Origin of the sequence: Streptomyces scopuliridis, assembly GCF_042790125.1 — a bacterium.
In the GTDB taxonomy this organism is placed as follows: Bacteria; Actinomycetota; Actinomycetes; order Streptomycetales; family Streptomycetaceae; genus Streptomyces; species Streptomyces scopuliridis_A.
This window is the reverse complement of the sequence record NZ_JBHTZS010000020.1, coordinates 46,207-71,926: the sequence shown is the minus strand read 5'-3', so window position 1 is coordinate 71,926 and position 25,720 is coordinate 46,207. Positions and strand designations below refer to the sequence as shown.

The following is a 25,720-nucleotide window of genomic DNA, read 5'->3' as shown; positions in this document are numbered from 1 at the left end:
TCCTCATGAGAACGTGATGTCTTGGACGGCGTGGCACCCCGCCATACGCGGATACCCTGCGGAGGTCTAGGGTTCGGCCCGTCTGCCGATGGACCGACCCGTGGACGCAGACACCGGCACCAGAAGCGACAGATGGGCGTGTGAGGCCGGGGGCATCGCACGCCACGATCTGGGGAGCTTTTCACCATGGACCCGATAGACCGGGAACCGGAAGAGTACGGTCACGACGAACGCGCGGATGAGAGCGCGGACTCGGCACCCGCGCCGCGCGCCGAGATCGTGCCCGCGGCCACGCCTTCCCGTGTCACCCCCGCGCATGTCACGCCGGGCCTGGCGCATCTCAAGGGCGCCGGGCCGGTCACCACTCCGCCGCCCGCCCGCACGGTCCAGCTGATCTCCGGCGAGTACCTGCTCACCGTCAACCCCATCGACGGCAGCGAGATCGAGCTGTGTCCGCCCGGCCGGCAGCTTGACGCCCCGGCGCGGCGCACCGCGGCCGAACGCGCCGATCTCCAGCGCGCGGGCCGGCCCTCCGTACCGCCGGGACCCGCGGCACCGCCCCTGCCGCTGCTGGAACGTGGCGCGGAACGCGAGCGGCTGGCGGGGCTGCTGGGACGCGGCCGGTCCGTACGTCTCACCGGCGCTCCGGGCTCCGGCCGTACGGCGCTGCTCGAAGCCGTCGCGGCGGACTGCGCGGACCTCGCGCCCGACGGGGTCGTACGCCTCTCCGGCTATCGACGCACCACCACCGAGCTGCTGTACGAGCTGTACGCGGCCGTCCACCACTCCGCGCTCTGCCGCCCCGACCGCGCCGGACTGCTCGAACTGGTCCACGGCATCGGCGCGGTCGTCGTCCTGGACGATCTGGAGCTGGGCGGTGAGGCGCTGGACGAACTCCTCGCCGCGACCCCCGAGTGCGCCTATCTGCTGGCCGCGACCCCCGACACCGAACCGCCCTCCGCGGACGCGGGGCTGGAGGAGGTCGCCCTCGGCGGTCTCGGCCGCGGCTCCTCGCTGGAGCTGCTGGAGAGCGTCGTCGAACGGGCCCTCACCGACGAGGAGGCGAACTGGGCGGGTGACCTCTGGTTCGAGTCGGAGGGCCTGCCGGTGCGCTTCGTCCAGGCGGGGGCGCTGCTGCGGCAGCGCGACCAACTGCGCGGCAGCTCCGAGGCGTCCGACGAGTTCGAGCCCTTCGTACGGCCCTTCGAGCGCGTCTCCGACGACGCGCCGGCACGTACCGTCAGTACCCCCGACGGCTACGACATTCCGCTGCCCACCGTCGGCGAGGGCGCCGCGCCCGCGGTCCTGCTCGCCTCCCGGCTGAGCGAGGCGGCCCGCGCCACACTGCGCTTCGCGGTCGCGCTCGGCGGTGAAGTCCCGCACCAGGCGCATCTGCCGGCCCTGGTAGGCGACACCCACGCGGACGCCGCGCTCGGCGAACTGATGAGCTGCGGCCTCCTCACCCCGGTCGGCGCGCGCTACCGGCTCGCGCCGGGCGTCGCCGTTCAGTTGGAGGCGAAGGGGTACGCGGACGACGCCGTGGCCCACGCGCACACCGCCGCCCAGCACTACGCCTGGTGGGCGGGGCACCCCTCGGTCACCCCCGAGCGCGTCACCGCCGAGGCGGACGCCATCCTCGCGGCGATGGGCCCGCTGATCCCGGGGCAGGAGTCGGGCCACCCGAGCGCGGCCGTCCTGCTGGCCCGCAGCGCGGCGCCCGCGTTCCTGGCCGGTCTGCACTGGGGCGCGTGGGAACGCGTCCTGCGCTCCGGCTCCGAGGCCGCCAGGATCGCCGGAGAGGTCGCGGAAGAGGCTTACTTCCACCACGAGTTGGGCGTCCTCGCGCTCTGCGTCGGAAACCTGGACCGGGCCCGCGCGGAGCTGGAGGCGTCGATCGGGATGCGTGGGGCCGTGGCCGACAAGGTCGGTACGGTCGCGGGGCGCAGGGCGCTGGCGCTGGTCACGGACCGCGAGGGCGGACGGCGTCCCGCGGGCACGTCGACGTTGCCTGCGGGTGGGGGCGAGGCGGGGCCGTTGGGCTCGGGGCCGGGATTCGTACCCGACGTGGTCTCGGTCTCGTCCTCGGTCCCGGAGGAGAGCGTGACGCTGGTCACCCGGCGCGAGCCGCCGGCGCTCGGGCCCGGCACCGCCCCGGTGCCCGTACCCCCGCGCCGCCGCCCGGCGTTCGGCGCCCGCCGCAACCTGGTCGCGGCGGGTGCGGGCGCGGTGCTCGCGGCCGTGCTGGGCACGGTGGTGACGCTGGGCGCGACCTCCGGCAGCGAGAACAACCAGACGGACAAGGTGCGTACGGGACAGTCCCCGGACCCGGACAACGGCGACGGCGACCTGCCCGCCGACCAGCCCGTCGACGACGCGCCCCCGAACCCGGACGTCCAACTGCCCGCACCGAGCACCTCGGGGAACGCCGCGCCCACGGACAGCGCGAGCCCGTCCGACTCGGCGTCCCCTTCCGGTACGCCGTCGGACAGCGCCTCGTCGCCCGATGACCCCCCGTCAAAGCCGGGCAGCCCGTCCAAGCCACCGTCGAAACCCCCGACCTCCCCGAGCAAGCCGCCGAGCACCCCGCCGGACCCGCCGTCGTCCCCGTCGCCGACCCCGAGCGACGAGCCGACGGAGGACCCTTCGGACACGCCGCCGCCGTCGGCCCCGCAGACGACGGTGAGCGGGCCGAACCCGGGGCTGTCGGAGCCGGAGCCGGAGCCGGCGTAGCCGGCGGGGCGTGGGCCTGGGTGCGCTCCGGCCGGGGCCGGTGGTCGGGTGTGGGCTGTCGCCCCTTCACCGCCCGTCATCGACCGGTCCGTGGTCTGCCGGGCCCAGTACGACCTTTCCGGCGACGGTGCCGGACTCGGCCAGGCGCAGGGCGTCGGCGGCGCGGGTGAGCGGCAGTTGGGCGGCGATCTGGGCGGTGACGTCGCCGCGCCGGAAGGCGGCGAAGACCTGGGTGAGGTCGGCGCGCAGCCGGGCCCGGAACCGGTCCTTGGACAGGGCGCGCCCGGCCCAGACGTTGAAGAAGTAGGCGCGGCGGCGGTTGGGCAGTGTGTTCCACCACCACACCCGGCCGAGCAGCTTGATCACGGGCCACTGCTTGGACCCCCCGTCGTCGCGGGTGGAGGCGCTGCCGTACGAGACGAGCGTGCCGCCGGGCGCGAGGAGGCTCCAGGAGCCGACGATGCCCCGGCCGCCGACGTGGTCGAAGACGGCGTCCACGCCGGCGGGGGCCAGTTCGCGGACCCGCGCGGCCACGTTCTCGGTGCGGTAGTCGATCGGAGTGACGCCCCGTTCCCGCAGGGCGTCATGGTGGCGGGCCGACGCCGTACCGATCACCTTCACGCCCGCGGCGTGGGCGAGTTGGACCAGGACCGTGCCGACGCCGCCGTTGGCGCCATGCACCACGATGGTCTGCCCCGCGCGGATCCGTGCCCTGCGGTGCAGCATCTGCCAGGCGGTGATGCCGTTGACCACCAGGGTCTCCGCCTCCGCCGCGCCGATCCCGGCGGGCACCTCGACCGCGTCCGCCGCGTCGACGAGCACATGGCTTGCCCAGCCGCCGACCTTGACCAGCGCGGCCACCCGCGTACCTGCCAGGCCCTGTTCGACGCCCTCGCCGGTCGCCACCACCGTGCCGACCAGGTCGTAGCCGGGTACGAAGGGGAACGCCGGCTGGTCGTAGTACTTGCCGCGGCGCATCTGCTGCTCGGCGAAGGAGACCCCGGTCGCCTCCATCCGGATCACGACCTGCCCCGGGCCCGCGGCGGGGACGGCTCCGTGCCGTATCCGAAGCCCTTCCGGCTCCACCTTGCCCGGCAGAACCACCTCGACCAGTCCTTCAGCGTTCATGACGACCTCCACCGCGCTGCGTTATGTGCTCTCGTGTTCGTTATAAGTTCTAACGCGATGGCAGGGGTGGTGTCAACAGGTCGCGTGATAGCGTCTAACTAAATCTTGATGATGTAGTCGCGCGGCGTGGAAGGCGGCAGGCCATGGCTGAACCGGGCACGAAGACCCCGCGTGAGCGCTACCGCGGTCAGGTGCGCGCGGAGGTCAAGGAGCGCGCGTGGGAGCAGATCGCCACGGCAGGCGCGTCAGCGCTCTCCCTCAACGCGATCGCCAAACAGATGGGCATGAGCGGCCCCGCGCTCTACCGGTACTTCGCCGGCCGCGACGAGCTGATCACCGAGCTCATCAGAGACGCGTACCGAAGCCTCGCCGACACCTTCCGCGCGGCCCATGACTCGGGCGCCGACGTGGCCGGGCTGGCGCACGCCCTGCGCGTATGGGCGCTGGCCGACCCCCACCGGTACTTCCTCATCTACGGCACACCGGTCCCCGGCTACCACGCGCCCGACGACATCACCGCCATCTCCGCCGAGATCATGGCGACCCTGCTCGACGCCTGCACGGCGCTGCCCTCGGACCGCCCCGCAACGCCGTTCGCCACGCACCTCGAAGACCACCGGCACTGGGCGGGCGACCACCCGGCCCCCTCCGCCACCCTCCACCGGGCCCTGACCTTCTGGACCCGGCTGCACGGCACCCTGTCCCTCGAACTCGCGGGCCACTTCAAGGGGATGGGGTTCGACCCCGCGCTGCTCTACGCGGCCGAACTCGACGACCTGACGACGGACATGAAGGCGGACCCGGGCGCGGCATAGGCCGAGCGCCCGGGCCCGCAGGCGACCCGTCAGAACAAGCGCAGCTTGTCGTCCTCGATGCCCCTCAGCCCGTCATAGTCCAGCACCACGCACCCAATACCCCGGTCCGTCGCCAGCACCCGCGCCTGCGGTTTGATCTCCTGCGCCGCGAACACCCCCCGCACCGGTGCCAGATGGGGATCCCGGTTCAGCAGCTCCAGGTAGCGCGTCAGCTGTTCCACGCCGTCGATCTCGCCGCGCCGCTTGATCTCCACCGCCACCGTCACGCCGTCCGCGTCCCGGCACAGGATGTCCACCGGCCCGATCGCCGTCGGGTACTCGCGGCGGATCAGCGTGTAGCCCTCGCCCAACGTCTCGATCCGGTCGGCCAGCAGCTCCTGAAGGTGTGCTTCTACGCCGTCTTTGATGAGGCCGGGATCGACGCCCAGTTCGTGCGAGGAATCGTGGAGGACCTCCTCCATGGTGATGATCAATTTTTCGCCCGCCTTGTTCACGACGGTCCACACACCGGCGTCCGCGTCGGCGCCTTCCTTCAGCGTGCAGGGCGGTGACATCCAGTTGAGGGGTTTGTACGCCCGGTCATCGGCGTGGATCGACACACTTCCGTCGGCCTTGACCAGGATGAGACGGGGTGCGGAGGGCAGGTGGGCGGTGAGCCGGCCCGCGTAGTCGACGGAGCAGCGGGCAATGACGAGACGCATGGTCGGCAACGCTACTCGACTGCCGCCACCGCGCGCGATTCGCCCCGGAAGCCCCGTTCGTTGTTGGCCGGTTGTGTTCCCATTCTGCTGGTGTGCTCCGGACAGCGCGCATAACGTGGATGCAGGAGGTCGCCGGTCGTGCACGCTGCGTCGTCGTCGCCTCCTTCCCTGCCCGTAAGGCCCCGCCTCCCGGGGTCGCGAGAGGAGAACCCATGTCGCTCGACGTCTCACCGGCGCTGTTGGATCAGGCCGAGCGAGGCGAGGTCGACGAAGCGGCTTTCGTCGACTGCGTCCGGACCTCCCTGCCCTACGCATGGGAGATGATCAGTTCTCTGGTGGCACAGCTGAAGGTGGACGGTGGACAGTTCGCCGACAACCAGACGCCCCCGCCGGACGAGCAAGCACGTGGTCAGCTGCTGCGCGCGCTCGCGAGTGATGCCATTCGCGGTGCGCTGCAGCGGCACTTCGGGGTGCGTCTCGCATTCCAGAACTGCCACCGTGTCGCTGTGTTCCCGCTGGACTCCTCGGTCGACGAGCGGCTGGCCCGCTTCACCTCGGTGAGGGCCCAGCTGCTCAACCAGTCACCCGAACTCCGGGACTGCTGACGCATCGTGCTGCCGCTCCGCACCGTGTCCGGTGGCATGGTGTCGGAGCGGCAGCGTCGCCGCTCAGTGGAGTTGGGGCAGTACGTCCGCGCCCAGCCGCCGTACGTTCTCCTCCGTCGTCGCCAGATCGCCCGAGCCCTCCACCAGCAGGGCGAAGCGGGTGATGCCGGTGCGTTCCGCCGTGGCCGCCAGCCGGTCCGCGGCCAGCCGGGGCGGGCCCACCGGATGGAGACCGCAGAGCAGTTCGGTGTACTCCACCGGGTCCCGCATCGCGCGGATTCTTCCGTCCACCGTGACATGGGCGCCGAGACCCTGGCGCAGCCAGCCGGGCATCGCCTTGACGAGCGTCTCGGTCGCCTCCGCGCGGCCGTCGGCGATCTGCGCCACCCCGGCCGACACATGCGCCGCGCCGGCGATCTCGTCGGCCGTACGGCCCGCCGCGCGCGCGTGCGTTCGCCACTGGGCGACCATCTCCGCCTTCTCCTCGTCGCCGCAGTGCATGCCGAGCAGCATCGGCAGGCCGTGCTCGGCGGCCAGCTTGACGCTCTTGGGGGAGGTGCAGGCCATGACCGTCTCGGGACCCGTGCCCGGTTCGGTCAGTTCGTCGGGGCGCGGTACGACGGGGACCTCGCGGAACCGGAAACATTCCCCCGACGCCCCTACGCGCGGCTCGCGCAGCCAGCGCAGCAACAGGGCGAGGGATTCCGGGAAGTCCTCCTCGTACGCCCGCAGACCGGTGCCGAAGACCTCCAGATCGACCCAGGGCCCGCCGCGCCCCACACCGAGCGTGAACCGGCCGCCGGAGACGAGATGCAGCAGTGCCGCCTGCTCGCCGAGCGCCACCGGATGCACGTTCGGCAACACGCTGACCGCCGTTCCCACCCGGATGTTGCGGGTACGGCCGAGCAGGACGCCGGCCAGGGTGACGGCCGACGGACAGACGCCGTACGGCACGAAGTGGTGCTCGGCGAGCCAGACCGAGTCGAGCCCGGACTCCTCCGCCATCTCCGTGGTACGCACCGCACGGTGCAGCGCCTCCCCCTGTCCCTGGCCCGGGAACTGGGCGGCCAGTGCAAAAGCTCCAACACGCATCGCCTTCTGCCTCCTTGCGGCCGACGCGACTCCCCTACGGGCAACAACGTCTGACACGTGCCAAAGGCACGGCCCGCTCTGGAAATTCTTGCGATTGTCCGGTCAGTGCCGCCGGTGCGCGTGGCGGACTCACGCCGCGAGGGGCGTGTACCCCGTGGCGCGGGTCGTAGGCTGGAACAGAACTGTGCTGTCTGCCCCGTGAGGTGTCCTGTGTCCCCGCGCCGCAACCGCCCCCGAGGCGGCGAGAATCCGACCGAGCGAGCAGGCGAGGCGGGGGACCGGTACGGCGGCTTCCAGCGGTCGGAGTCCTGGCAGGGCGAGAACTGGTCGGTGCGCCATGTCGCCGGAGCGAGCGCCGAGGGCAAGCGTTACCGCTGCCCCGGCTGCGACCAGGAGATCCCCGGCGCGGTGCCGCATGTGGTGGCCTGGCCGGAGTACGGCGGTGTCGAGGACCGGCGCCACTGGCACCAGGCGTGCTGGAACGCGAAGGACCGCCGCACCTCGCGGGTGCAGCGGTCCCGTAACGCGCCGAAGTACTGACCGGACGCCGGTCACCGGCGGAAGGCGGGACGGATCAGACGTCGCGCTTGTCGAGCGCGAAGAACGCCGCCGCCATCGCGACCGCCGTCACGCCCAGCAGGATCCACAGCGGCTCCCACCCCGACGGCCCGGAGACCCGGACCTCCTCGCTGTAGAACGCCGCCATCTGGTTCGGGATCGAGTAGTCGAACATGAACTCGCGCAGTTTCGTGAGCGAGTCCGAGAACATGAACATCGCCAGCACCAGCGGCAGCAGTACCACACCGATCATGATGGTGATCGCCCCGGCGGAGTGCCGGATCAGCGCGCCGATCGCCAGCGAGAGCAGCCCGAGCGTCGCCAGATAGAGGCTGACCCCGGCCGTCGCCCGCAGCCAGGACCCGCCGTCGGGCGACTGCGCGCCCAGGATCGAGAGCTGGAGCGCCGACACGGTCATCGTGATCACCATCGAGATCACGAAGACCAGCAGGAAGAAGACCAGTGACTTGGCCACCAGCACCCGGCCCCGGCTCGGGCAGGCGGTGAGGGTCGTACGGATCATGCCCGTGCCGTACTCGGAGGCGATCGTCAGCACGCCCAGCGTGATCACACACATCGAGCCGAGCAGCACACCGAAGAAGCCGAGGGAGAGCACTTCCTGGCCGCTGGGGATCGCCGGATCGCTGTCGACGCTGGAGATCACCACGGCGGTGAGCAGCCCGATGCCCAGCATCAGCACGATCATGACGCCGAGGGTCCACATCGTGGACCGTACGGAACGGAGCTTCGTCCACTCGGAGGCCAGGGCGTCGCCGAGATGGGCCCGCCGGACCGGGATCGGCGAGGTGTAGCCGGCCGCGGGGCCGCCCTGCCACTGGGGGGCCTGCTGCGGCGCCTGGTGCTGCGGAGGCTGCTGGTACGGGGTCGTCATCGGGCGTCCTCGTTGCTGTCGCTCTTCGTCATGTCTGCGGCGGGCGCCGGCGCGGGAGCGGGCGGCGCCGCGGGAGCGGCCGGCGGCGCGGACGCGGGTACGGGAGCCGCCGGCGCCGAGGCCGGGGGAGCGCCCGCGTACGGGTTGGCACCGGGCGGCGGCGGGGCGTACCAGCCCTGCTGCGGCACCTCCGGGACGACGGGTGCCCCGGAGCCCTGCGGGGGCCCGTAGCCGGGCTGGTACGGCGGCTCGAAGCCGGCCAGCGCGTCGGCCGTCGAACGGTAGTCCACGGCGCTCTGGGTCATCCGCATGTACGCCTCCTCCAGCGAGGCCTGGTGCGGTGAGAGCTCCCAGAGCCGTACCTCCGCCTCGTGCGCCAGATCACTGATCCTCGGCAGCGGCAGCCCCGTGACGCGCAGCGCCCCGTCCGGCTCGGACAGCACCTGGCCGCCCGCCTCGGCGAGCGCCGTGGTCAGCTTCTCGCGGCGCTGCGGATCGGTCTCCGGAGTACGCACGCGAGCGAAGTCCGCGGAGTTGGCGGAAATGAAATCCTTGATCGTCATATCGGCGAGCAGCTGACCGCGTCCGATCACGATCAGATGGTCGGCGGTCACCGCCATCTCGCTCATCAGATGGGACGAGACGAAGACGGTACGGCCCTCGGAGGCCAGCTGCTTCATCAGATTCCGGACCCAGAGGATGCCCTCGGGGTCGAGCCCGTTCACCGGCTCGTCGAACAGCAGCACCTGCGGGTCGCCGAGCAGCGCCGCCGCGATCCCGAGCCGCTGCCCCATACCGAGCGAGAAGCCCTTGGAGCGCTTCTTGGCCACATCCTGGAGGCCGACGACCCCGAGCACCTCGTCGACCCGCGTGGCCGGGATCCCGGAGAGCTGGGCCAGCGACAGCAGATGATTGCGCGCGCTGCGCCCGCCGTGCACCGCCTTGGCGTCGAGCAGCGCGCCCACCTGGCGCGGAGCGTTCGGCAGCTGCCGGAAGGGATGCCCGCCGACCCGTACCTGGCCCGCGGTGGGCCGGTCCAGCCCGAGGATCATCCGCATCGTCGTCGACTTGCCGGAACCGTTGGGGCCCAGGAACCCGGTGACGTATCCGGGCCGTACCTGGAAGGAAAGGTTGTACACGGCCGTCTTGGCGCCGTAGCGCTTCGTCAGGCCGACTGCCTCGATCATTCTCCAGCCCCATCGACAGGTCAGGTCGTCGGGGCAGCGGCCGAACCTGACCTCATGCCCCCGTAAGAGTTACGACAATATCGGTGCCTTGACGGTTCCAGCCAAGTCGTTACGACGGGGCGTCGCCGGGTGATTCCCTCGTACGGGACGTCCCGGGGGAGCCGTCTCCCCCGGGACGAGCCTACGCGTCCCGCTTTTTCATGACCGCGTAGCCGCCCGCCAGCGCCGCCAGCACCCACAGGGCCATGATCCCGAGACCGGCCCATGGCCCGTAGGGGGCCGGGCTGGTGTTCAGCGCGTTCGGGACGACCTGGGTGATCTGGCGGCCGGCCTGGTCGGGGAAGTAGCGGGCCACCTCCTTGGTGCCGGGGACCGCCGCCAGGATCTGCGAGACCAGGAAGAAGAACGGCATCAGGATGCCGAGCGAGAGGATCGAGCTGCGCAGCATCGCCGCGACCCCCATCGAGAAGAGCGCGATCAGCGTCATGTAGAGCCCGCTGCCGATCACGGCGCGCAGCACGTTCGGCTCGCCGAGGGTCGTACCGTGCTCGCCGAGCAGCGCCTGCCCCACGAAGAACGCGAGGAATCCGGTCAGCACCGCGACCACCAGCGCCAGCACCCCGGCCACCAGGATCTTGCAGAAGAGGAACGTGCCGCGCCGGGGTACGGCGGCCAGCGAGGTACGGATCATGCCCGAGGTGTACTCGGAGCCGATCACCAGCACCCCGAAGACCACCATCGCCAGCTGGCCGAGGACCATCCCCGAGAAGCTGGTGTACGTCGGGTCGAAGGTGGCCCGCTCCTCCGGGGAGAGGTCCCCGAACTGGGAGTTCAGCACCGCGGACAGCGCGGCGCCCAGGGTCACCGTCACCACCAGGGCGCTGATCAGGGTCCAGGTCGTGGAGGAGACCGTACGGATCTTGGTCCACTCCGACTGGAGGACGGCCGGTACCGATGCCATGTCAGACCCCCTCGCCCCGCCGGTCGTCGCCCCGCCGCTGCACGCCCCAGCGCGGGCCCGCCGGCTCCGGTCCGCCGCCGGGCCCCGCGTGGGCGTGATACTCCACGGACTCCGCCGTCATCCGCATGAACGCCTCTTCGAGCGAGGCGCGCTCGGAACTGAGCTCGTGCAGCACGATCCCGTGCCGCGCGGCCAGTTCCCCCAGCTCCTCGGTGGACGCCCCGTCGATCTCCAGGACGCCGCCCTCCCCCTCGACCACGGTGAACCCCGCGTCGCGCAGGGTCTCTTCGAGCCGCGCGCGCTCCGGCGAGCGCAGCCGCGCGTAACCGCGGGAGTTCTCCCGGATGAAGTCGGCCATCGAGGTGTTCGCCAGCAGCCTGCCCTGGCCGATCACGATCAAATGGTCGGCGGTCAGCGCCATTTCGCTCATCAGATGGCTGGAGACGAAGACCGTGCGCCCCTCGCGGGCCAGAGCCTTCATCAGATTGCGTACCCAGTGGATGCCTTCGGGGTCCAGACCATTCACCGGTTCGTCGAACATCAGGATCTCGGGATCGCCCAGAAGCGCCGTGGCGATCCCGAGACGCTGCCCCATTCCGAGGGAGAAACCTTTCGGCTTCTTCTTCGCGACGGCGCTCAGCCCCACCATGTCCAGCACCTCGGTCACCCGGCTCGCCGGGATGCGATTGCTCTGCGCCAGACAGAGGAGATTGTTGTACGCGGTGCGCCCGCCGTGCATCGCCCCGGCCTCCAGCAGCGCCCCGATGTGCTTGAGCGGCTCCGCCAGCTCGCGGTAGTGCCTGCCGTCGATGCGTACCGAACCGCTGGTCGGGTTGTCCAGATCGAGCATCATCCGCATCGTGGTCGACTTGCCCGCGCCGTTGGGGCCCAGAAAGCCCGTCACCAATCCCGGTCTCACCCGGAAGGAGAGCTGATCGACCGCCACCTTGCGGCCGAAGCGTTTGGTGAGCGCCTGCACCTCGATCATGCGGACCAACCTAAGGCGGCGCAACGCCCCCCGCCACCGGAGTGGCGAGGGGCGTTGCGCGATCGTTGTCCGGTCGGAATGCGGTCTCCGGCCGGGCGGTCGCCCTGGGTCAGCGGGACTGCTGGGCCGGGACGCCGCGCGAGATCGGCTCGTCGTCGGCCGGGGTGCCGGCGGCGGCCACCGCGGCACCGGTCAGCGTGGCCAGCATCTCGCGGACGTTGGTCAGCTGGGCGTTGATCGAGTCGCGGCGGTTGGTGAGCGCCGCCAGCTCGCGCTCCGACTCGCTGCGGATCCGGTCGGCCTTGGCGTTCGCGTCCGCCACGATGTCCTCGGACTGACGCTGGGCCGTCTCGACGGTCTGACGCGCCCGGCGCTCCGCGTCCGTACGCAGCTTCTCGGCCTCCAGCCGCAGCTGCTCGGCGCGGTGCTCGATCTCGGCCAGCCGCTTCTCGGCCTTCGCCTGACGCGACGCCAGATCGCGCTCCGACTGCTCACGCCGCTTGGCGAGGTTCGTCTCGAAGTCCGCGGCGGCCTGGGCGGCCTTGGCGCGGGTCTCCTCGAAGAGCGCGTCGGCCTCCTCGCGCTTGGACTGCGCGTCCTTCTGCGCCTCCGAGCGCAGCGACGCGGCGTCGCCCTTCGCCTTCTCGACGATACGGACGCCCTCGTCCTCGGCCTTGGCCTTGCGCTCCGAGGCGAACGACTCGGCGTCGTTGCGCACCTGCTGCGCCGCCGACTCGGCCAGCTCGCGGTGCTGTTCGGCCGCGCGGCGGGCCTCCTCGCGCAGGTCCTTCGCCTCCTCCTCGGCGAGGCGGAGGATCTTCTCGACGCGGGCGCCGAGGCCGGCGTACGACGGCTCCGCGTCGCTGACCTGGGCCTGGGCGTTCTGCGTTTCGAGGTGGAGCTCCTCGATGCGCTTTTCCAGCGAGGTGATGCGGCCAAGGGCACTGTCACGGTCGGCGACGAGTTTGGTAATGCGGTCGTCCACCTGACCGCGGTCGTAACCACGCCGCACGAGCTCGAAGCCGAATGGGGAGGAAGTGTCGCTCATGGGGTTCCTGTCGAATGAGACCGGTGAGGTGATAGGGGGAATCCTAGGGGCCTAAGCGGCGTGTCATCGAGCTGATGCAGGTTTGATATGGAGAATGTCCAGCCTTTTGAGTGGCAAGTGCGCCTCACGGCCATGTCGGCCGCGTCACGGCACTAGCTGTCGGAAGATTTTCCACTCGAACGAGTGGTCCCCGCCGCCGCCCCCGCCTTGACGGGGTTGTCCTTCGCGGGCACGGCAGGTGCCTCGAACGACTCCAGCGCTTCGAGCACGTCCTGAACACGGGAGATCTCGGCCTGGATGTCCTCCCGTCTGCGGACCAGCACATCGAGTTCGCGCTTGCCGTCGTCGACCGTCTGTTTGGCCTGCTGGGCGGCGTCCGCACGCAACTTCTCGGCTTCCCTGATGAGTTCGGCCTTCTTCAGCTCGGCTTCCTTGAGCAGCCCCTCGGCCTTCTTCACGGCGGCGATCCTGACCTTGCTCGCCTCCGAATTGGCCTCGGCCACCAGCTCCTTGGCCTTCGTGTTGGCCTCCGCGCGCTGCTCGTTGGCCGCCTTCATCAGATTGTCGACGCGCTCTCCCGCTGTTCTCAGCTGCTCGGACGTCTCGCGCCTGGCCCGCTCGTGCAGTTGCTCGATCTCGCCCTCGACGCGCACACGCAGCTCCTCGGCCCGGTCCCGGACGGCCGTCGCGTCCCGGCGGGCACCGATGAGCAGTTCGTCCGCGTCCGTACGGGCCCTCTCCACCAGGGAGTTGCCCTCGACGGTCGCCTCCGCGGTGATACGGCCCGCCTCCTTGCGGGCGGCCCCCACCATCGTATCGGCCTGCGTCTCGGCCTCGGTGGCGGCCCGAAGCGCCTCTTCCTGAGCCTTGTTGATGAGCTGGTCGGCCTGTTCTGCGGCGTCCGAGCGGCGCTTGGCAGCGTCCTTGCGCGCCTCGTCCAGGAGCCAGTCCGTCTCCTCCTGGGCGTCGTTCCTGAGCCGTTCCGCGGTGGCCTCGGTCTCCCGCTTGAACTGCTCGGCCTCGGCCCGCAGCCGCTCGGCGGCCTGCTGCGCGGCACCCACCGTCTCGGCGGCCTCCGCGCGCATCCGCTCGGTCTCGCTGGTGGCCTCGCCGACGAGCCGGTCGGCCTGGCCCGCGGCGTCGCCGCGCATCCGGTTGGCGTCCTCGCGCGCCGCGGCCCGGGTGCGGGCCGCGTCCTGCTCCGCCGAGGCGAGGGAGTCCGACGCCTCGGTCCGTACCCGCTGCGCGTACTCGGCGGTGTCGGCACGCAGCCGCTCCGCCTCCGCGATCGCCTCGCCGACCGTGCGCTCGGCGAGCCCCTGCGCGGCGTCCGCCTCCTCCTGGGCCCGCGTCCGGATCCGGTTCGCGTCCTCGGCGGCGCGCTCCCGCTCCGCGTACGCGTCCGCGCGTACCCGGTCGGCCTCCTCCTGCGCCTCCGTCCTCGTCCGCTCCGCCGCGTGCTCGGCGGCGGCCCGCAGCCCGGTGATCTCCTGCTCGGCCTGGTCCTGGAGACCGGCGACGGAGTCCCGTACCTGCTGGGCGGTCTGTTCGGCGGCGGCCACCAGTTCCGTGGCGCGGTAGTCCGCCTCCGAGACCAGCCGCTGTGCCTCGGTCTGGGCCTCCTCGACCCGGTTGCGCGCCGAGGCGAGCAGTTCCTCGCTCTGCTCGCGGGCGCGCTCGCGCTCCTGGTCCGCCTCCGCGCGGGCGGCCGTCAGCGTCTGCTCGGCCTCGCGGCGGCGGCGGGTCGCCTCCTCCTGCGCGGCGGCCAGCGCCTCGGCGGCCTCGGTGCCCACCCGCTCGGCCGCGGCGGCGGCCTCGGCCCTGATCCGGTCGGCGGTCTCCTGCGCCTCGGTCTTGAGCCGCTCCGCCTCCGTGGCGGCCTCGGAGCGCAGCCGTACGGCCGCGGTCTCCGCCTCGGCGCGGGACTGCGAGGCGTCGGCGGCGGCCTCGTCACGCAGCCGCTCCGCCTCCCGCTCGGCCTGCGCCTGGAGCGTACGGATCCGCTCGGCGGCCTCGGCGCGCAGCCGGTCGGTCTCCTCGGCGGCCTCCCGCCGGATCCGCTCGCCCTCCGCGCGGGCGTCGGTGAGCGTCTCCTCGGCGGAGGACAGCCGCTGCTCCGCCTCCGTGTGCAGCCGCGTCAGCTCGTCGGCGGCCTCGGTCTTACGGGACTCGACGCCCCGCTCGGTCTCCTCGCGCAGTTCGGCCGCGGCCTGCTCGGCGGCGGTCCTGGTGGCCTCGGCCTGCTCCTCGCCCTCGGCGCGCAGCCGGTCGGCCTCGGCACGGGCGCGCTCCAGGGTCTCCTCGGCCTGCCGGCGCAGCGTCGTGGCGCGCTCGATGGCTTCGGTGCGTACCCGCTCGCTGTCGGTGGTGGCGCCGGAGCGCAGCTCGTCGGCGTCCGCCTTGGCCTTGGTCAGCAGTTCCTCGGCGGACCTGGCCGCCTCCTCGATCTGCTGGACGGCCTCACGACGGGCCTCGCCGCGGATCCGCTCGCCCTCCGCGACCGCCTCGGACCGCAGCTGCTCGGCCTCGCCGCGCAGCCGGCGCGCCTCCTCCTGGAGCTCGACCGTCTTGGCGCGGTACTCCTTGGTGTCGTCCTTGGCCGCGCCCTTGAGCTGGTCGGCCTGCTCGGCCGCCTCACCGCGCAGCCGGTCCGCCTCGGCCTCGGCCTCGCGGCGGATCCGCTCGGCCTCCTCGCTCGCGGACTTGGTGGTGGCCTTCGCGTCGTCCGACGCCTTGGTCAGCACCTCTTCGGCGGTACGGGCCGCCTTGGCCAACTGGGCCGCGGTGTCCTCGGCGGCGACCGTACGGGCCTTCTCGGCGGCCTCCGCGACCAGCTTCTCGGCCTCCGCGCGGGCGTCGGCGAGCGCCTGCTCGGCCTCGGCCTTGGTCGCCTCGGCCTCCTTCGTCGCCTCACCGACCAGCCGCGCGATCTCCGACTTGGCGGTACGCGTGCGCTGCTCGTTCTGCGACTCGGCGGCGGCCAGCCGCTTGACCGCGGTCTCCTTGGCCTCCGCGGCGACCTTCTCCGCCTCGGCGCGGGCCTCCCGAAGCCGCTCCTGCGCCTCCTGCATCCGCTGCTCGGCCGCGCGGCCCAGCTCGGCGGCCTGCTGGCGGGCCTGGTCGGTCTCGGCGGTCGTGGACGTACGCAGCTGCTCGGCGTGGGTGGTGGCCTCCTGCGCCTGCGAGGAGGCGGCGTTCAGCAGCCGCTCGGCGTCCCTGCGGGCCCGCAGCAGGATCGCTTCCGCTTCCGAGCGGGCCGTCTCGGACTCCGCGCCCAGCCGCCGCCGTGCCTCCTCGGTGACCCGGGCGGCCTCCGCGCGGGCGGCGGCCAGGGACTGCTCGGCCTCGCCGCGGGACTCGTCGAGCAGCCGCCGGGCCTGGGACTCGGTACGGGCGCGCAGCTGTTCGGCCCAGGCGACGTTCTCGTTGACATGCGACTCGACGGTCTGCCGGCGCTCCGCCAGCTCCTGGTCGAGCCGCTGCCTGCGCTGGACGGCCTCGGCGTGCAGCTCGGCCTGGAGCCTGGCCTGGTGCTCGGCGTGCTCCTGGAGGATGCGCTGCGTCTGGGCGCGCGCGTCCCGCAGCTCGCGCTCGGCGTCCGCGCGCATCTGCTCCGCCTGCATCTGGGCGTTGCGCAGGTGCTGTTCGGCCTGATAGCCGAGGTCCCCGCTGTCGTACGACGAGGGACGGGTCGCCAGCGTACGGCGTGCCTCGTGGAGCTTGGCGCGCAAGACCTCGACCTGGTAACCGAGGTCCTCGGCGTGCTGGACGGCCTTCTCCCGCGCGGTCTTCAGCCGGTCCATCTCGGCTTCGAACCGCGAGAGGTGGTCGTCGTCAGCTCGGTGGCTCTCCTGGCGTTCGTAGCCCCGCACTGCGCGGTCCCATCCGTCCCCTGGTCGCAACTGCCCAATTGAGCACCGTTCGCGGCGAACGGCCCCCCGGGGAATGGTGACAGATCTACGGCAGGGGCGCGGCCCCGGCCCGGCCCCGGCCCGGAGCGCCCCACTCTACCGGGCCGGGAATCCTTAAGGTCAGTGCTCCGGGCGGGAGGTGACCAGTTCTGTGAGTACGCCGTGGCAGTCCTTGGGGTGGAGGAACGTGATGCGGGAGCCCATGGAGCCGGTGCGCGGCTCGTCGTACAGAACGCGTACGCCCTTGTCACGGACCGACTGGGCGTCACCGTCGACATCCGCCGTACCGAACGCGATGTGGTGAACGCCCTCGCCGTTCTTCGCCAGCCATTTCCCGACGGCCGAATCCTCCCGGATCGGTTCGAGGAGCTGAAGGTACGAAGCCCCGCCGTCGGACGTCTCGTTGATCTTGAGCATGGCCTCCCGGACGCCCTGCTCCTCGTTGACCTCGGTGTGGAAGACCTCGAAGCCGTAGGTCGCCCGGTAGAACTCGACGGTCGTGTCGAGGTCGAAGCAGGCGATTCCGATGTGGTCGATTCGCGTCAGCATGGGGACAGTGCAGCGCCACCGAGGTGATTACGCAACGTGCGCGCGATCACACGCGCTGCCTGATGACCCACGGGAGAGCCGCTCAGTACATTGAAAGTAAACCCTCGTTCACTCCTCAGCTGTACGCAAAGGGGATCGCGTCTCATGTCGGATACGAACACCACCACGTCTGTGATCGTCGCGGGCGCCCGCACCCCCATGGGGCGGCTCCTGGGCTCGCTGAAGTCCTTCTCCGGCGCGGAGCTGGGCGGCTTCGCGATCAAGGCGGCGCTGGACCGGGCCGGGATCAGCGGCGACCAGGTGCAGTACGTGATCATGGGCCAGGTACTGCAGGCCGGGGCAGGGCAGATCCCGGCACGTCAGGCCGCCGTCAACGGCGGCATCCCGATGAACGTCCCCGCGCTCACCGTCAACAAGGTCTGTCTCTCCGGACTCGACGCGATCGCGCTGGCCGACCAGCTGATCCGGGCCGGCGAGTTCGAGGTGGTGGTCGCGGGCGGCCAGGAGTCGATGACCAACGCCCCGCATCTGCTCCCCAAGTCCCGTGAGGGGTACAAGTACGGGGCGATCGAGATGCTCGACTCCATGGCGTACGACGGACTGACCGACTCGTTCGAGGGGATCGCCATGGGCGCCTCGACGGAGAAGCACAACACCCGGCTGGGCATCACGCGCGCCCCGCAGGACGAGTTCGGCGCGCTCTCCCACCAGCGGGCGGCGGCGGCCCAGAAGAACGGGGTCTTCGAGGCCGAGATCGCGCCCGTGGAGATCCCGCAGCGCAAGGGCGACCCGGTGCTCTTCGCACAGGACGAGGGCATCCGCCCGGAGACGACCGTGGAGTCCCTGGCCAAGCTGCGGCCCGCGTTCGCCAAGGACGGCACGATCACGGCCGGCACGTCCTCGCAGATCTCCGACGGCGCGGCGGCGGTCGTGGTGATGAGCAAGGCCAAGGCCCAGGAGCTGGGCCTTGAGTGGATCGCGGAGATCGGCGCGCACGGAAATGTGGCGGGGCCGGACAACTCGCTCCAGTCCCAGCCGTCGAACGCGATCCAGCACGCCCTGAAGAAGGAGGGCCTCGGCGTCGAGGACCTCGATCTCATCGAGATCAACGAGGCGTTCGCGGCGGTCGCGGTGCAGTCAATGAAGGACCTCGGGGTTTCCCCGGAAAAGGTGAATGTGAACGGCGGCGCGATCGCCCTCGGACACCCCATCGGCATGTCCGGCGCCCGCCTGGTCCTCCATCTCGCGCTGGAGCTGAAGCGGCGCGGCGGCGGGACCGGCGCGGCGGCGCTGTGCGGTGGCGGCGGCCAGGGCGACGCGCTGATCCTGCGCGTCGCCAAGTAGGAACCGAGCGGGACGAAGCGGTGCGGGTGCGGATACGGACCGAAGGAACGGAGCTGTGATGCAGGACGTCCCCGAGCTGGTGGCTCAGGCACGGGAGGGCCGGCCGCGGGCCGTGGCCCGGCTGATCTCACTGGTGGAGGGGGCGTCCCCGCAGCTGCGCGAGGTGATGGCGGCGCTGGCACCGCTCGCGGGCAACGCCTACGTGATCGGCGTGACCGGATCGCCCGGGGTCGGCAAGTCGACCTCGACCTCCGCGCTGGTCGCCGCGTACCGCAAGGCGGGCAAGCGGGTCGCGGTGCTGGCCGTCGACCCCTCGTCCCCCTTCTCCGGCGGGGCGCTGCTCGGTGACCGCGTCCGGATGTCCGAGCACGCCTCCGACCCCGGCGTCTATATCCGCTCCATGGCCACCCGCGGCCATCTCGGCGGCCTGGCCTGGGCCGCCCCGCAGGCGATCCGGGTGCTGGACGCGGCGGGCTGCGACGTGATCCTGGTGGAGACCGTCGGGGTCGGTCAGTCGGAGGTCGAGATCGCCTCCCAGGCCGACACCTCCGTGGTGCTGCTCGCACCCGGCATGGGCGACGGCATCCAGGCCGCGAAGGCCGGGATCCTGGAGATCGGCGATGTGTACGTGGTCAACAAGGCGGACCGCGACGGCGCCGACGCGACGGCCCGTGAGCTGAACCACATGCTGGGCCTCGGTGAATCCCGGGGCCCCGGCGACTGGCGGCCGCCCATCATCAAGACCGTCGCCGCGCGGGGCGAGGGCATCGACGAGGTGGTGGAGGCCCTGGAGAAGCACCGCGCCTGGCTGGAGGAGCACGACGCCCTCACCCGGCGCCGGGCCCGCCGCGCCGCCCATGAGGTGGAGACCATCGCCGTCACCACGCTCCGCGAGCGCATCGGCGATCTGCACGGCGACCGGCGGCTCGGCGCGCTGGCGGAGCGGATCGTGGCGGGGGAGCTGGACCCGTACACGGCGGCGGACGAACTGGTGGCGGGGCTGACGGACGGGGCGTGACGGACGGGGCGTGACGGACGGGGCCTGACGGACGGGGCCTGACGGGTGGGGCCTGACGGGTGGGGCCCGACGCACCGAACCGCCCGGCCGTGGTGGCCGGGCGGTGTGCGGGTGGGCGTCCGCGGGCTCAGTCGTCGTAACGGTCGTCGTGGTGGTCGTCGCGGTCGTCGCGGTCGTCGCGGTCGTCGCGGTCGTCGCGTCCGCCACGGCCGTCGTCGTCACCGTGGTCGTCCCGGCTGTCGTCGTCGCGGTCCACGGTGACCTTGCCGGTCTTGGCGTGGACGTTCAGTTCGTGCGTACGGCCGTCCTCGCCCCGTACGTCGACCTCCCAGCGCCCGTTGTGGTCGTCGTCGATCTCGGCGGAGGTCACCGTGCCGGGTACGGAGGCGAGGGCGGCGGCCGTCGCGCGCTGGACGTCCACGGAGGCGGCGCGCAGCGCGGCACGGTCGTCGCGGTGGTCGTCGTCGCGGTCGTCGTCCCTGTCGTCGTCGCGGTCCACCCGTACCGTGCCGGTGGCCGCGTCGACCCGCAGTTCGTACCAGCGGCCGTCCGTGCCGAACAGGTCGATCTCCCAGCGGCCGTCGCTGTCGTCGTCCCGCTCGACGGAGGCCACGGCGCCCGGGTACTCCTTCAGGGCCGCGACCGCGGCCTCGCTCGCGGTCAGGCCCGTACCGCCACCGGCGGCCGGCTGCCGCTTCACCGTGGAGTCCTTCCCCATGTCCTGGGACCCGTCCCGGGATCCGTCCTGCGAGTCGTCCAGGATGTCGTTCCCGGAGTCGTCCGACCCCGTCCCCAGCTGCGCGACCGGCGCGGGCGGTGTCGCCGTACCCGTGGCCGCCCGGCTGTCGTCGCCTCCCATGGCGACCGCCGTGTAGGTGCCGCCGCCGATCAGTGCCGCCGCGGTGATGGCTGCGATGACGAGATTGCGCTTCATGAGGGGTCCTCCCCGAGTCGGTCCGTGTCCCTGGTGGAACGACTTCAATGTGGCGGAGGGAAGCTGAAGCCAGCCTGAAGCCGGCTGAAGTGATCTTCAGGTTCCGTTTGGGAAGCTGGGCGCATGCGTTTGTTGATCGTGGAGGACGAGAAGCGGCTCGCGGTGTCGCTCGCCAAGGGGCTGAGGGCCGAGGGCTTCGCCGTCGATGTCGTCCACGACGGCCTCGAAGGGCTGCACCGGGCGGGCGAGGGCGTGTACGACCTGGTCGTGCTCGACATCATGCTGCCCGGCATGAACGGCTACCGCGTCTGCGCCGCCCTGCGCGCGGCCGGTCATGACGTACCGATCCTGATGCTCACCGCGAAGGACGGCGAGTACGACGAGGCGGAGGGGCTGGACACCGGCGCCGACGACTATCTGACCAAGCCGTTCTCGTACGTCGTGCTCGTCGCCCGGGTCAAGGCCCTGCTGCGCCGCCGTGGTTCGGCCGGCCCCTCGCCCGTGCTGCGGATCGGCGGTCTCAGCGTCGACACCGCCGCCCGCCGGGTCTTCCGCGACGGGACCGAAGTGGCGCTCACGGCCAAGGAGTTCGCCGTACTGGAACAGCTCGCCGTCCGGGCCGGCGAGGTGGTCGGAAAGCCCGAGATCCTGGAGCACGTCTGGGACTTCGCCTATGACGGCGACCCCAACATCATCGAGGTCTACATCAGCGCCCTGCGGCGCAAGCTCGGTGCCTCGGCCATCCAGACGGTGCGCGGCGCCGGGTACCGGCTGGTCGCGTCATGAGCGCGGGCGGACGCCGGTTCGCGTCCTCCGTACGGGCCAGGGCCTCGCTCGGCGCGACGGCCGTCGTGGCGGTCGCGCTGGTGGCCGCCGGGATCGCGGTCGTCCTCTCGCTCCGCTCGAACCTCACCGGGCAGGCCGACCGGAGCGCCGACGCGGCGGCGCGCGAAGTCGCCCTGGACATCGCCTCCCTGGTGCCCGACCAGACGTCGTACGCCGGGCTCGGCCTGCCGGACGACGCCGGACATCCCGTACAGGTCACCGACGAGGGCGGCCGGCTGCTCGCCGCGAGCGAGGACCTCCAGCGGATCGGCGGTACGGGAGTGTCCGCGGTGACCCCCGCGAAGAGCCCCGCCCCGGGGTCACCGGCCGCGCCCGGTGACGACGATGACGACAACGGATCCGGTGACGACCACGGGGGCGACGACAAGGGCGGGGACGACAGCGGTGGCGATGACGACGACCCCGCCGTCGGCGAGATCGGCGACCGCACCACCTACACCGACGGCAGCGCGACGGTCGACGGCAGGACCGGTGACTACCGCTTCGCCAGGGTCGAGGTGACCGACCGCGCGGGGGAGACGGTCGTCGTCCATGCGGGCGCCTCGCTCGCGGACCGGCAGACCGCGGTCAACACGACCACCGCCTCCATGCTGCTGGGGCTCCCCGTCCTGCTGCTGGTCGTCGGGGGAGTGACCTGGCTGGTGACCCGGCGCGCGTTCCGGCCCGTGGAGGGCATCCGGCGCGAGATGGCGGCCATCACCGCCTCGACGGATCTCTCCCGGCGGGTGCCCGAGCCCGCCTCGGACGACGAGGTGGCCAGGCTCGCCCGTACGACCAACGAGACCCTCACCGCGCTGGAGGCCGCCGTCGAGCGGCAGCGCCGCTTCGTCGCGGACGCCTCGCACGAACTGCGCAGCCCCATCGCCTCGCTCCGTACCCAGCTCGAAGTGGGCGACGCCCACCCGGAGTTGCTGGATGTGCCGGGCGCGGTCGCGGACACCGTACGGCTCCAGCAGCTCGCCGCGGATCTGCTGCTGCTGGCCAGGCTGGACGCGGGGGAGCGGCCGGGCCGGGCGCGGTTCGACCTGGGCGCGATGGTCCGCGAGGAGGTCTCGCAGCGGACCACGGACCGTGTCCCGGTCACGCTCGATGTCCGGCCGGGGCTCGAAGTGGCGGGTTCACGCGGTCAGTTGGCGCGGGTGCTGGGGAATCTCCTCGACAACGCCCAGCGGCACGCGCACGCGTCGGTCACCGCGTCCGTGTACCGGGCGGGCGGTCAGGTGGTGCTGGCGGTCGCCGACGACGGCTCCGGGGTGCCGGAGGCGGAGCGCGAGCGGATCTTCGAGCGGTTCGTACGGCTCGACGACGCGCGCAGCCGTGACGACGGCGGCGCCGGTCTGGGGCTGGCCATCGCGCGCGATGTGGCCGCGCGCCATGACGGCACGCTCACGGTCGGCGGGGCTCCGGAGGGCGGCGCCCTGTTCGAGCTGCGCCTGCCCCGGGCGGCCGGCGCGGACACCGCCGAGGCCGAGGCCGACGCCTGAGCGGGCAGCCGGCGGTGAGGCAGCTGGCGGTGAGGCAGCCGGCAGCCGGGCGGCGGGGTGGGGCGCCGGGCCGCCGCCGCGGGGGGCGCCGGGCCCCCCCGCTAGGCGGAGCGAATGGAGCGCCCGCCCCGGCCGCGGGGCGCCCGCGGGGGGGGGGCGGGGGGGGGTGGGGCGGGGGGGGGGGCGGCCCGGGGCGGGGGGGGGGGGGGGGGCCGGCGGGCCCCGGGGGGGGGGCCCCGCCCCCCACGCCCGTATCGGCTCAGCTCTTGCCGCGCCGTCCGCGCAGCTGCTCGGCCACCGGCGTCAGCGACGCCCGCAGCTCCGCCAGCGCCTCGGGCGTCAGCAGATCGATGAAGTGCTTCCGCACGGACTCGACATGGTGCGGCGCGACCTTCCGCATGGTCTCCATGCCCTGGTCCGTCAGGACGGCGTAGAGCCCGCGCCGGTCGGACTCGCAGTTCTCGCGGCGGACCAGCCCCGCGGTCTCCATCCTGGTGATCTGATGGGAAAGTCGGCTCTTGGACTGAAGTGTGGTGGCCGCGAGGTCACTCATCCGCATGCGCCGTTCCGCCGACTCCGAGAGGTTCACCAGGATCTCGTAGTCGTTCATGGTCAGGCCGAACGGCTGAAGGTCTTTCTCCAACTGGTGCGTCAGCAGTTTGTTGACATCCAGATGGGTGCGCCAGGCGCACTGCTCCGCGTCGGTCAGCCAGCGGGTTGCGGTCTCGGTCTCCATGTATGGATTCTACCTAAGAAGTTGAAATCTGTACGAAGCCTCCGGATGTGACACCGCGCACCCGATCACCCGCCAGGGGCGCAGGAGTTCGACGTCACACTCCGCAGACTACCGCTCACAGACCGAAGCGACGCTGGAGATCGCCGAGCTGCCCCGGCATCCGGGGCGTGGACCCCTGTGACCCCTGATGCCCGGAGTGTCCCGAGGAACCACCCCCGCCCGGCACCCCGGGCTCCGAGGTGACCGCGCCCACCGGCTGTTCGGCCATCAGCTGCTCCGTCGACTGCAACAGCACCGTCCCGGCCCCGACGAACTCGAACTGATGCTCCTCGCCCGACGTACCACCGATCCCCGTCAACGACCGGATACCGCCCAGCACTCCGGACATATAGCCATGATCGTAGTGGTGGCAGGGGGACGGGCAGTCCGCCCAGCCCACCAGCGCCTGCGGATCCACCCGCAGGGGTGGCTCCATGAAGACCACGGGCCCGTTGGACGCGGCCACGAACTTCCCCGTACCGATCAGCGTCAGAAAGCCCGGCACGATCGACTGCTTCAGCGCCAGCGTCGGCTGGTACGCCAGCAGATTCCCGGACCGGATCGTCAGATTGCCGTCCTCCAGGTCGAACGAGTTGACGTCGAAGGCGCGGTCGGCGAGCAGCATCTTGCCGCTGCCCTCCGCCACCACCCAGTCACTGGCGTGCAGAGGTGAGTGGAAGCTCGAACGCACCAGCCGCTCGAACCGGCCGTGGCCGATGCCGTCGAAGTTGATCTGCCCGTAGTAGGCGATCATCTTCCCCTTCTGAAGGAACCACTGGCTCCCCTTCAACTCCACACAGAAGGTGTACGCGTTGACGTTGTCGTCGCTCGGCAGCGTCATCGGGTCATGGATCACGGGCGCGCTCACAGCTTCTCCTCCGACGCCTGGACGTACACCGCGCCACTGCCGCTCAGCTCCAGCTGGAACGCCTCGCCGGAGCCGCGTCCGACCATGTCGCGCCAGCCGAGCGCCGTGGACAGCTTGTTCCGTACGTCGCCGTGGTGCGCGACATACGCCTGCGGGTCCACATGGACCTCCCGGCCGGGGGCGATGGGCACCTCGATCACCCCGCCGTGCGCCATCACCGCGACCGCGCCATGGCCCTTGAGCGTGGTGGTGAACAGGCCCTGGCCGGTCACCTGTCCGCGCACCATGCCCATGACCCCGCCCTGCGAGCCCATGAACATCGTGCCCTGCTGAAGCGTCCCGTCGAAGGCCAGCAGCCGGTCCGCCTCCACATACAGGGTGTCGCCCGCCAGATTGATGACCTGGATGTGATGGCCGCCATGGCCGAACATCACCGTGCCGCTCCCCTCGACCGTCATCAGCGGGGTCGCCTCGTTGGCGACCCGCCGGCCGATCATGGACATCAGACCGCCCTGGCCGCCCTGGATGTTGGGGGTGAAGCTGACCTCGCCGCGGTACGCGAGCATCGCGCCGCGCTGGCTGAACATCTTCTGGCCGGGCAGGACCGTCGCCTCGACCATCCTCGAATTGATCTCACGGAACGGCATCAGACATCGCCCCCGATCGTGTTCCGCTCGCTGGGCTGTACGTAGACGAGCCCGTCGCCCTCGAAGCGGATCTGGAAGGCCTCACCCGAGCCCTCGCCCATGAACGTACGGAAGTTGACGCCGGACTGGAACTTCTGCTGGAGGCTGCCCTGATGCGCGATGTACGCGCCGGGGTCGACGAAGAGCGGGTACTGCGGTGTCACCCGCAGGATCACCGCCTCGCCGTCCGACATGATCGCGGCCTGGCCCATGCCCTCGACGGTCGTCGTGAACAGGCCATTGCCGGACGCCCCGCCCCGCAGCCCCGTGAACGAGGTGCCGGTACGCAGCCCCGCGTCGACACAGAGCAGATTGCTCGCCTCGACGAAGAGCTTGTCGCCATGCAGCGAGACAAGGCTGATCTCGCTCGCGCGGTCGGCGAAATAGCAGGTGCCCTGACCCTTCACCTCCATCACGGTCATCTGTTCGCCGGTGAGCCGGCGGGTCACCATCCCCCGCAGACCCTCACCGCCGCCGGTCATCTTCTTGAACGCCATCCGGCCGTCGTACGCGACCATCGAGCCGTTCTTCGCCTTGACGGCGTCGCCGGTCATGTCGACGGCGAGCACCTTGCTGCCTTGCAGTCGGAACTGAGCCACG

Annotated in this window: 23 protein-coding genes; 8 read left to right on the top strand and 15 right to left on the bottom strand. The window is 71.6% G+C overall.

What is annotated here, in order from left to right; translation table 11 throughout:
- Positions 1 to 186: 186 nt before the first annotated feature.
- Positions 187 to 2,730 (top strand): ATP-binding protein, encoded by a 2,544-nt coding sequence (locus ACFRKB_RS26480; RefSeq protein ID WP_383108939.1) that lies wholly within the window; start codon positions 187 to 189, stop codon positions 2,728 to 2,730.
- Positions 2,731 to 2,796: 66 nt separating this feature from the next.
- On the opposite strand, the gene ACFRKB_RS26475 is transcribed toward ACFRKB_RS26480, so the two are convergent.
- A complete protein-coding gene (locus tag ACFRKB_RS26475; protein WP_383108938.1) occupies positions 2,797 to 3,858 on the bottom strand; it encodes a medium chain dehydrogenase/reductase family protein in 1,062 nt (353 codons plus the stop codon).
- Positions 3,859 to 4,001: 143 nt separating this feature from the next.
- On the opposite strand from ACFRKB_RS26475, the gene ACFRKB_RS26470 reads away from it, so the two are divergent.
- Complete coding sequence (locus tag ACFRKB_RS26470; protein ID WP_383108937.1) at positions 4,002 to 4,673, top strand: TetR/AcrR family transcriptional regulator; 672 nt, start codon at positions 4,002 to 4,004, stop codon at positions 4,671 to 4,673.
- 29 nt (positions 4,674 to 4,702) lie between these two features.
- On the opposite strand, the gene nucS is transcribed toward ACFRKB_RS26470, so the two are convergent.
- A complete protein-coding gene (nucS, locus tag ACFRKB_RS26465; protein WP_365975130.1) occupies positions 4,703 to 5,374 on the bottom strand; it encodes an endonuclease NucS in 672 nt (223 codons plus the stop codon).
- 212 nt (positions 5,375 to 5,586) lie between these two features.
- On the opposite strand from nucS, the gene ACFRKB_RS26460 reads away from it, so the two are divergent.
- Entirely contained in the window at positions 5,587 to 5,979 is a 393-nt protein-coding gene (locus tag ACFRKB_RS26460; RefSeq protein ID WP_030351971.1) for an SCO5389 family protein, read from the top strand.
- Between the two features lie 63 nt (positions 5,980 to 6,042).
- Here ACFRKB_RS26460 and ACFRKB_RS26455 read toward each other — a convergent pair whose 3' ends face one another.
- Positions 6,043 to 7,071, bottom strand: a complete 1,029-nt coding sequence (locus ACFRKB_RS26455; RefSeq protein WP_383108936.1) for an LLM class flavin-dependent oxidoreductase — start codon at positions 7,069 to 7,071, stop codon at positions 6,043 to 6,045.
- 210 nt (positions 7,072 to 7,281) lie between these two features.
- Here ACFRKB_RS26455 and ACFRKB_RS26450 point away from each other — a divergent pair, with 210 nt between their 5' ends.
- Complete coding sequence (locus ACFRKB_RS26450; RefSeq protein ID WP_365975128.1) at positions 7,282 to 7,611, top strand: ATP/GTP-binding protein; 330 nt, start codon at positions 7,282 to 7,284, stop codon at positions 7,609 to 7,611.
- Positions 7,612 to 7,645: 34 nt separating this feature from the next.
- Here ACFRKB_RS26450 and ACFRKB_RS26445 read toward each other — a convergent pair whose 3' ends face one another.
- The 7 genes from ACFRKB_RS26445 to mce all read right to left on the bottom strand — a co-directional run bounded on the left by ACFRKB_RS26445 (position 7,646) and on the right by mce (position 17,165).
- Positions 7,646 to 8,521 (bottom strand): ABC transporter permease subunit, encoded by an 876-nt coding sequence (locus ACFRKB_RS26445; protein ID WP_383108934.1) that lies wholly within the window; start codon positions 8,519 to 8,521, stop codon positions 7,646 to 7,648.
- On the bottom strand, positions 8,518 to 9,708 hold the full coding sequence (locus tag ACFRKB_RS26440; RefSeq protein ID WP_383108933.1) for an ABC transporter ATP-binding protein: 1,191 nt from the start codon (positions 9,706 to 9,708) through the stop codon (positions 8,518 to 8,520). Before ACFRKB_RS26440 ends, ACFRKB_RS26445 begins: the two co-directional genes overlap by 4 nt.
- Positions 9,709 to 9,889: 181 nt before the next feature.
- Entirely contained in the window at positions 9,890 to 10,669 is a 780-nt protein-coding gene (locus tag ACFRKB_RS26435; RefSeq protein ID WP_383108932.1) for an ABC transporter permease subunit, read from the bottom strand.
- Between the two features lies 1 nt (position 10,670).
- Positions 10,671 to 11,657, bottom strand: coding sequence for an ABC transporter ATP-binding protein (locus ACFRKB_RS26430; protein WP_383108931.1), 987 nt, complete (start codon positions 11,655 to 11,657; stop codon positions 10,671 to 10,673).
- A 109-nt stretch (positions 11,658 to 11,766) separates the two neighbouring features.
- Positions 11,767 to 12,705, bottom strand: coding sequence for a coiled-coil domain-containing protein (locus ACFRKB_RS26425; protein ID WP_383108929.1), 939 nt, complete (start codon positions 12,703 to 12,705; stop codon positions 11,767 to 11,769).
- A gap of 152 nt (positions 12,706 to 12,857) precedes the next feature.
- Entirely contained in the window at positions 12,858 to 16,577 is a 3,720-nt protein-coding gene (gene scy / locus ACFRKB_RS26420) for a polarized growth protein Scy (RefSeq protein WP_383108928.1), read from the bottom strand.
- A gap of 159 nt (positions 16,578 to 16,736) precedes the next feature.
- Positions 16,737 to 17,165: a methylmalonyl-CoA epimerase gene (mce, locus tag ACFRKB_RS26415; protein ID WP_365752275.1), complete on the bottom strand. Its 429-nt coding sequence runs from the start codon at positions 17,163 to 17,165 to the stop codon at positions 16,737 to 16,739.
- Between the two features lie 144 nt (positions 17,166 to 17,309).
- Here mce and ACFRKB_RS26410 point away from each other — a divergent pair, with 144 nt between their 5' ends.
- Both ACFRKB_RS26410 and meaB read left to right on the top strand, forming a co-directional pair.
- Positions 17,310 to 18,509, top strand: a complete 1,200-nt coding sequence (locus tag ACFRKB_RS26410; protein WP_383108927.1) for an acetyl-CoA C-acetyltransferase — start codon at positions 17,310 to 17,312, stop codon at positions 18,507 to 18,509.
- Positions 18,510 to 18,567: 58 nt separating this feature from the next.
- A complete protein-coding gene (gene meaB / locus ACFRKB_RS26405; protein ID WP_383109007.1) occupies positions 18,568 to 19,527 on the top strand; it encodes a methylmalonyl Co-A mutase-associated GTPase MeaB in 960 nt (319 codons plus the stop codon).
- Positions 19,528 to 19,654: 127 nt separating this feature from the next.
- On the opposite strand, the gene ACFRKB_RS26400 is transcribed toward meaB, so the two are convergent.
- On the bottom strand, positions 19,655 to 20,461 hold the full coding sequence (locus ACFRKB_RS26400; RefSeq protein ID WP_383108926.1) for a PepSY domain-containing protein: 807 nt from the start codon (positions 20,459 to 20,461) through the stop codon (positions 19,655 to 19,657).
- 123 nt (positions 20,462 to 20,584) lie between these two features.
- Here ACFRKB_RS26400 and ACFRKB_RS26395 point away from each other — a divergent pair, with 123 nt between their 5' ends.
- Entirely contained in the window at positions 20,585 to 21,247 is a 663-nt protein-coding gene (locus ACFRKB_RS26395; protein ID WP_383108925.1) for a response regulator transcription factor, read from the top strand.
- Positions 21,244 to 22,791 carry a sensor histidine kinase gene (locus ACFRKB_RS26390; RefSeq protein WP_383108923.1) on the top strand — a complete coding sequence of 516 codons (1,548 nt, stop codon included), beginning with the start codon at positions 21,244 to 21,246 and terminating at the stop codon, positions 22,789 to 22,791. Before ACFRKB_RS26395 ends, ACFRKB_RS26390 begins: the two co-directional genes overlap by 4 nt.
- Before the next feature lie 259 nt (positions 22,792 to 23,050).
- Here ACFRKB_RS26390 and ACFRKB_RS26385 read toward each other — a convergent pair whose 3' ends face one another.
- The 4 genes from ACFRKB_RS26385 to ACFRKB_RS26370 form a co-directional block, all read right to left on the bottom strand.
- Entirely contained in the window at positions 23,051 to 23,527 is a 477-nt protein-coding gene (locus ACFRKB_RS26385) for a MarR family winged helix-turn-helix transcriptional regulator (RefSeq protein WP_383108922.1), read from the bottom strand.
- 115 nt (positions 23,528 to 23,642) lie between these two features.
- Positions 23,643 to 24,434, bottom strand: coding sequence for an AIM24 family protein (locus ACFRKB_RS26380; RefSeq protein ID WP_383108921.1), 792 nt, complete (start codon positions 24,432 to 24,434; stop codon positions 23,643 to 23,645).
- On the bottom strand, positions 24,431 to 25,081 hold the full coding sequence (locus ACFRKB_RS26375; protein WP_383108920.1) for an AIM24 family protein: 651 nt from the start codon (positions 25,079 to 25,081) through the stop codon (positions 24,431 to 24,433). The genes ACFRKB_RS26380 and ACFRKB_RS26375 overlap by 4 nt, the downstream gene beginning before the upstream one ends.
- Positions 25,081 to 25,674, bottom strand: coding sequence for an AIM24 family protein (locus tag ACFRKB_RS26370; RefSeq protein WP_383109006.1), 594 nt, complete (start codon positions 25,672 to 25,674; stop codon positions 25,081 to 25,083). The genes ACFRKB_RS26375 and ACFRKB_RS26370 overlap by 1 nt, the downstream gene beginning before the upstream one ends.
- Positions 25,675 to 25,720 lie beyond the last annotated feature (46 nt).

Excerpts from the sequence above, each read along its gene's own strand:
- ACFRKB_RS26480 (WP_383108939.1), top strand. The coding sequence starts at position 187 with ATGGACCCGATAGACCGGGAACCGGAAGAGTACGGTCACGACGAACGC.
- ACFRKB_RS26475 (WP_383108938.1), bottom strand. The coding sequence starts at position 3,858 with ATGAACGCTGAAGGACTGGTCGAGGTGGTTCTGCCGGGCAAGGTGGAG.
- ACFRKB_RS26470 (WP_383108937.1), top strand. The coding sequence starts at position 4,002 with ATGGCTGAACCGGGCACGAAGACCCCGCGTGAGCGCTACCGCGGTCAG.
- nucS (WP_365975130.1), bottom strand. The coding sequence starts at position 5,374 with ATGCGTCTCGTCATTGCCCGCTGCTCCGTCGACTACGCGGGCCGGCTC.
- ACFRKB_RS26460 (WP_030351971.1), top strand. The coding sequence starts at position 5,587 with ATGTCGCTCGACGTCTCACCGGCGCTGTTGGATCAGGCCGAGCGAGGC.
- ACFRKB_RS26455 (WP_383108936.1), bottom strand. The coding sequence starts at position 7,071 with ATGCGTGTTGGAGCTTTTGCACTGGCCGCCCAGTTCCCGGGCCAGGGA.
- ACFRKB_RS26445 (WP_383108934.1), bottom strand. The coding sequence starts at position 8,521 with ATGACGACCCCGTACCAGCAGCCTCCGCAGCACCAGGCGCCGCAGCAG.
- ACFRKB_RS26440 (WP_383108933.1), bottom strand. The coding sequence starts at position 9,708 with ATGATCGAGGCAGTCGGCCTGACGAAGCGCTACGGCGCCAAGACGGCC.
- ACFRKB_RS26435 (WP_383108932.1), bottom strand. The coding sequence starts at position 10,669 with ATGGCATCGGTACCGGCCGTCCTCCAGTCGGAGTGGACCAAGATCCGT.
- ACFRKB_RS26430 (WP_383108931.1), bottom strand. The coding sequence starts at position 11,657 with ATGATCGAGGTGCAGGCGCTCACCAAACGCTTCGGCCGCAAGGTGGCG.
- ACFRKB_RS26425 (WP_383108929.1), bottom strand. The coding sequence starts at position 12,705 with ATGAGCGACACTTCCTCCCCATTCGGCTTCGAGCTCGTGCGGCGTGGT.
- mce (WP_365752275.1), bottom strand. The coding sequence starts at position 17,165 with ATGCTGACGCGAATCGACCACATCGGAATCGCCTGCTTCGACCTCGAC.
- ACFRKB_RS26410 (WP_383108927.1), top strand. The coding sequence starts at position 17,310 with ATGTCGGATACGAACACCACCACGTCTGTGATCGTCGCGGGCGCCCGC.
- meaB (WP_383109007.1), top strand. The coding sequence starts at position 18,568 with ATGCAGGACGTCCCCGAGCTGGTGGCTCAGGCACGGGAGGGCCGGCCG.
- ACFRKB_RS26400 (WP_383108926.1), bottom strand. The coding sequence starts at position 20,461 with ATGAAGCGCAATCTCGTCATCGCAGCCATCACCGCGGCGGCACTGATC.
- ACFRKB_RS26395 (WP_383108925.1), top strand. The coding sequence starts at position 20,585 with ATGCGTTTGTTGATCGTGGAGGACGAGAAGCGGCTCGCGGTGTCGCTC.
- ACFRKB_RS26390 (WP_383108923.1), top strand. The coding sequence starts at position 21,244 with ATGAGCGCGGGCGGACGCCGGTTCGCGTCCTCCGTACGGGCCAGGGCC.
- ACFRKB_RS26385 (WP_383108922.1), bottom strand. The coding sequence starts at position 23,527 with ATGGAGACCGAGACCGCAACCCGCTGGCTGACCGACGCGGAGCAGTGC.
- ACFRKB_RS26375 (WP_383108920.1), bottom strand. The coding sequence starts at position 25,081 with ATGCCGTTCCGTGAGATCAATTCGAGGATGGTCGAGGCGACGGTCCTG.
- ACFRKB_RS26370 (WP_383109006.1), bottom strand. The coding sequence starts at position 25,674 with ATGACCGGCGACGCCGTCAAGGCGAAGAACGGCTCGATGGTCGCGTAC.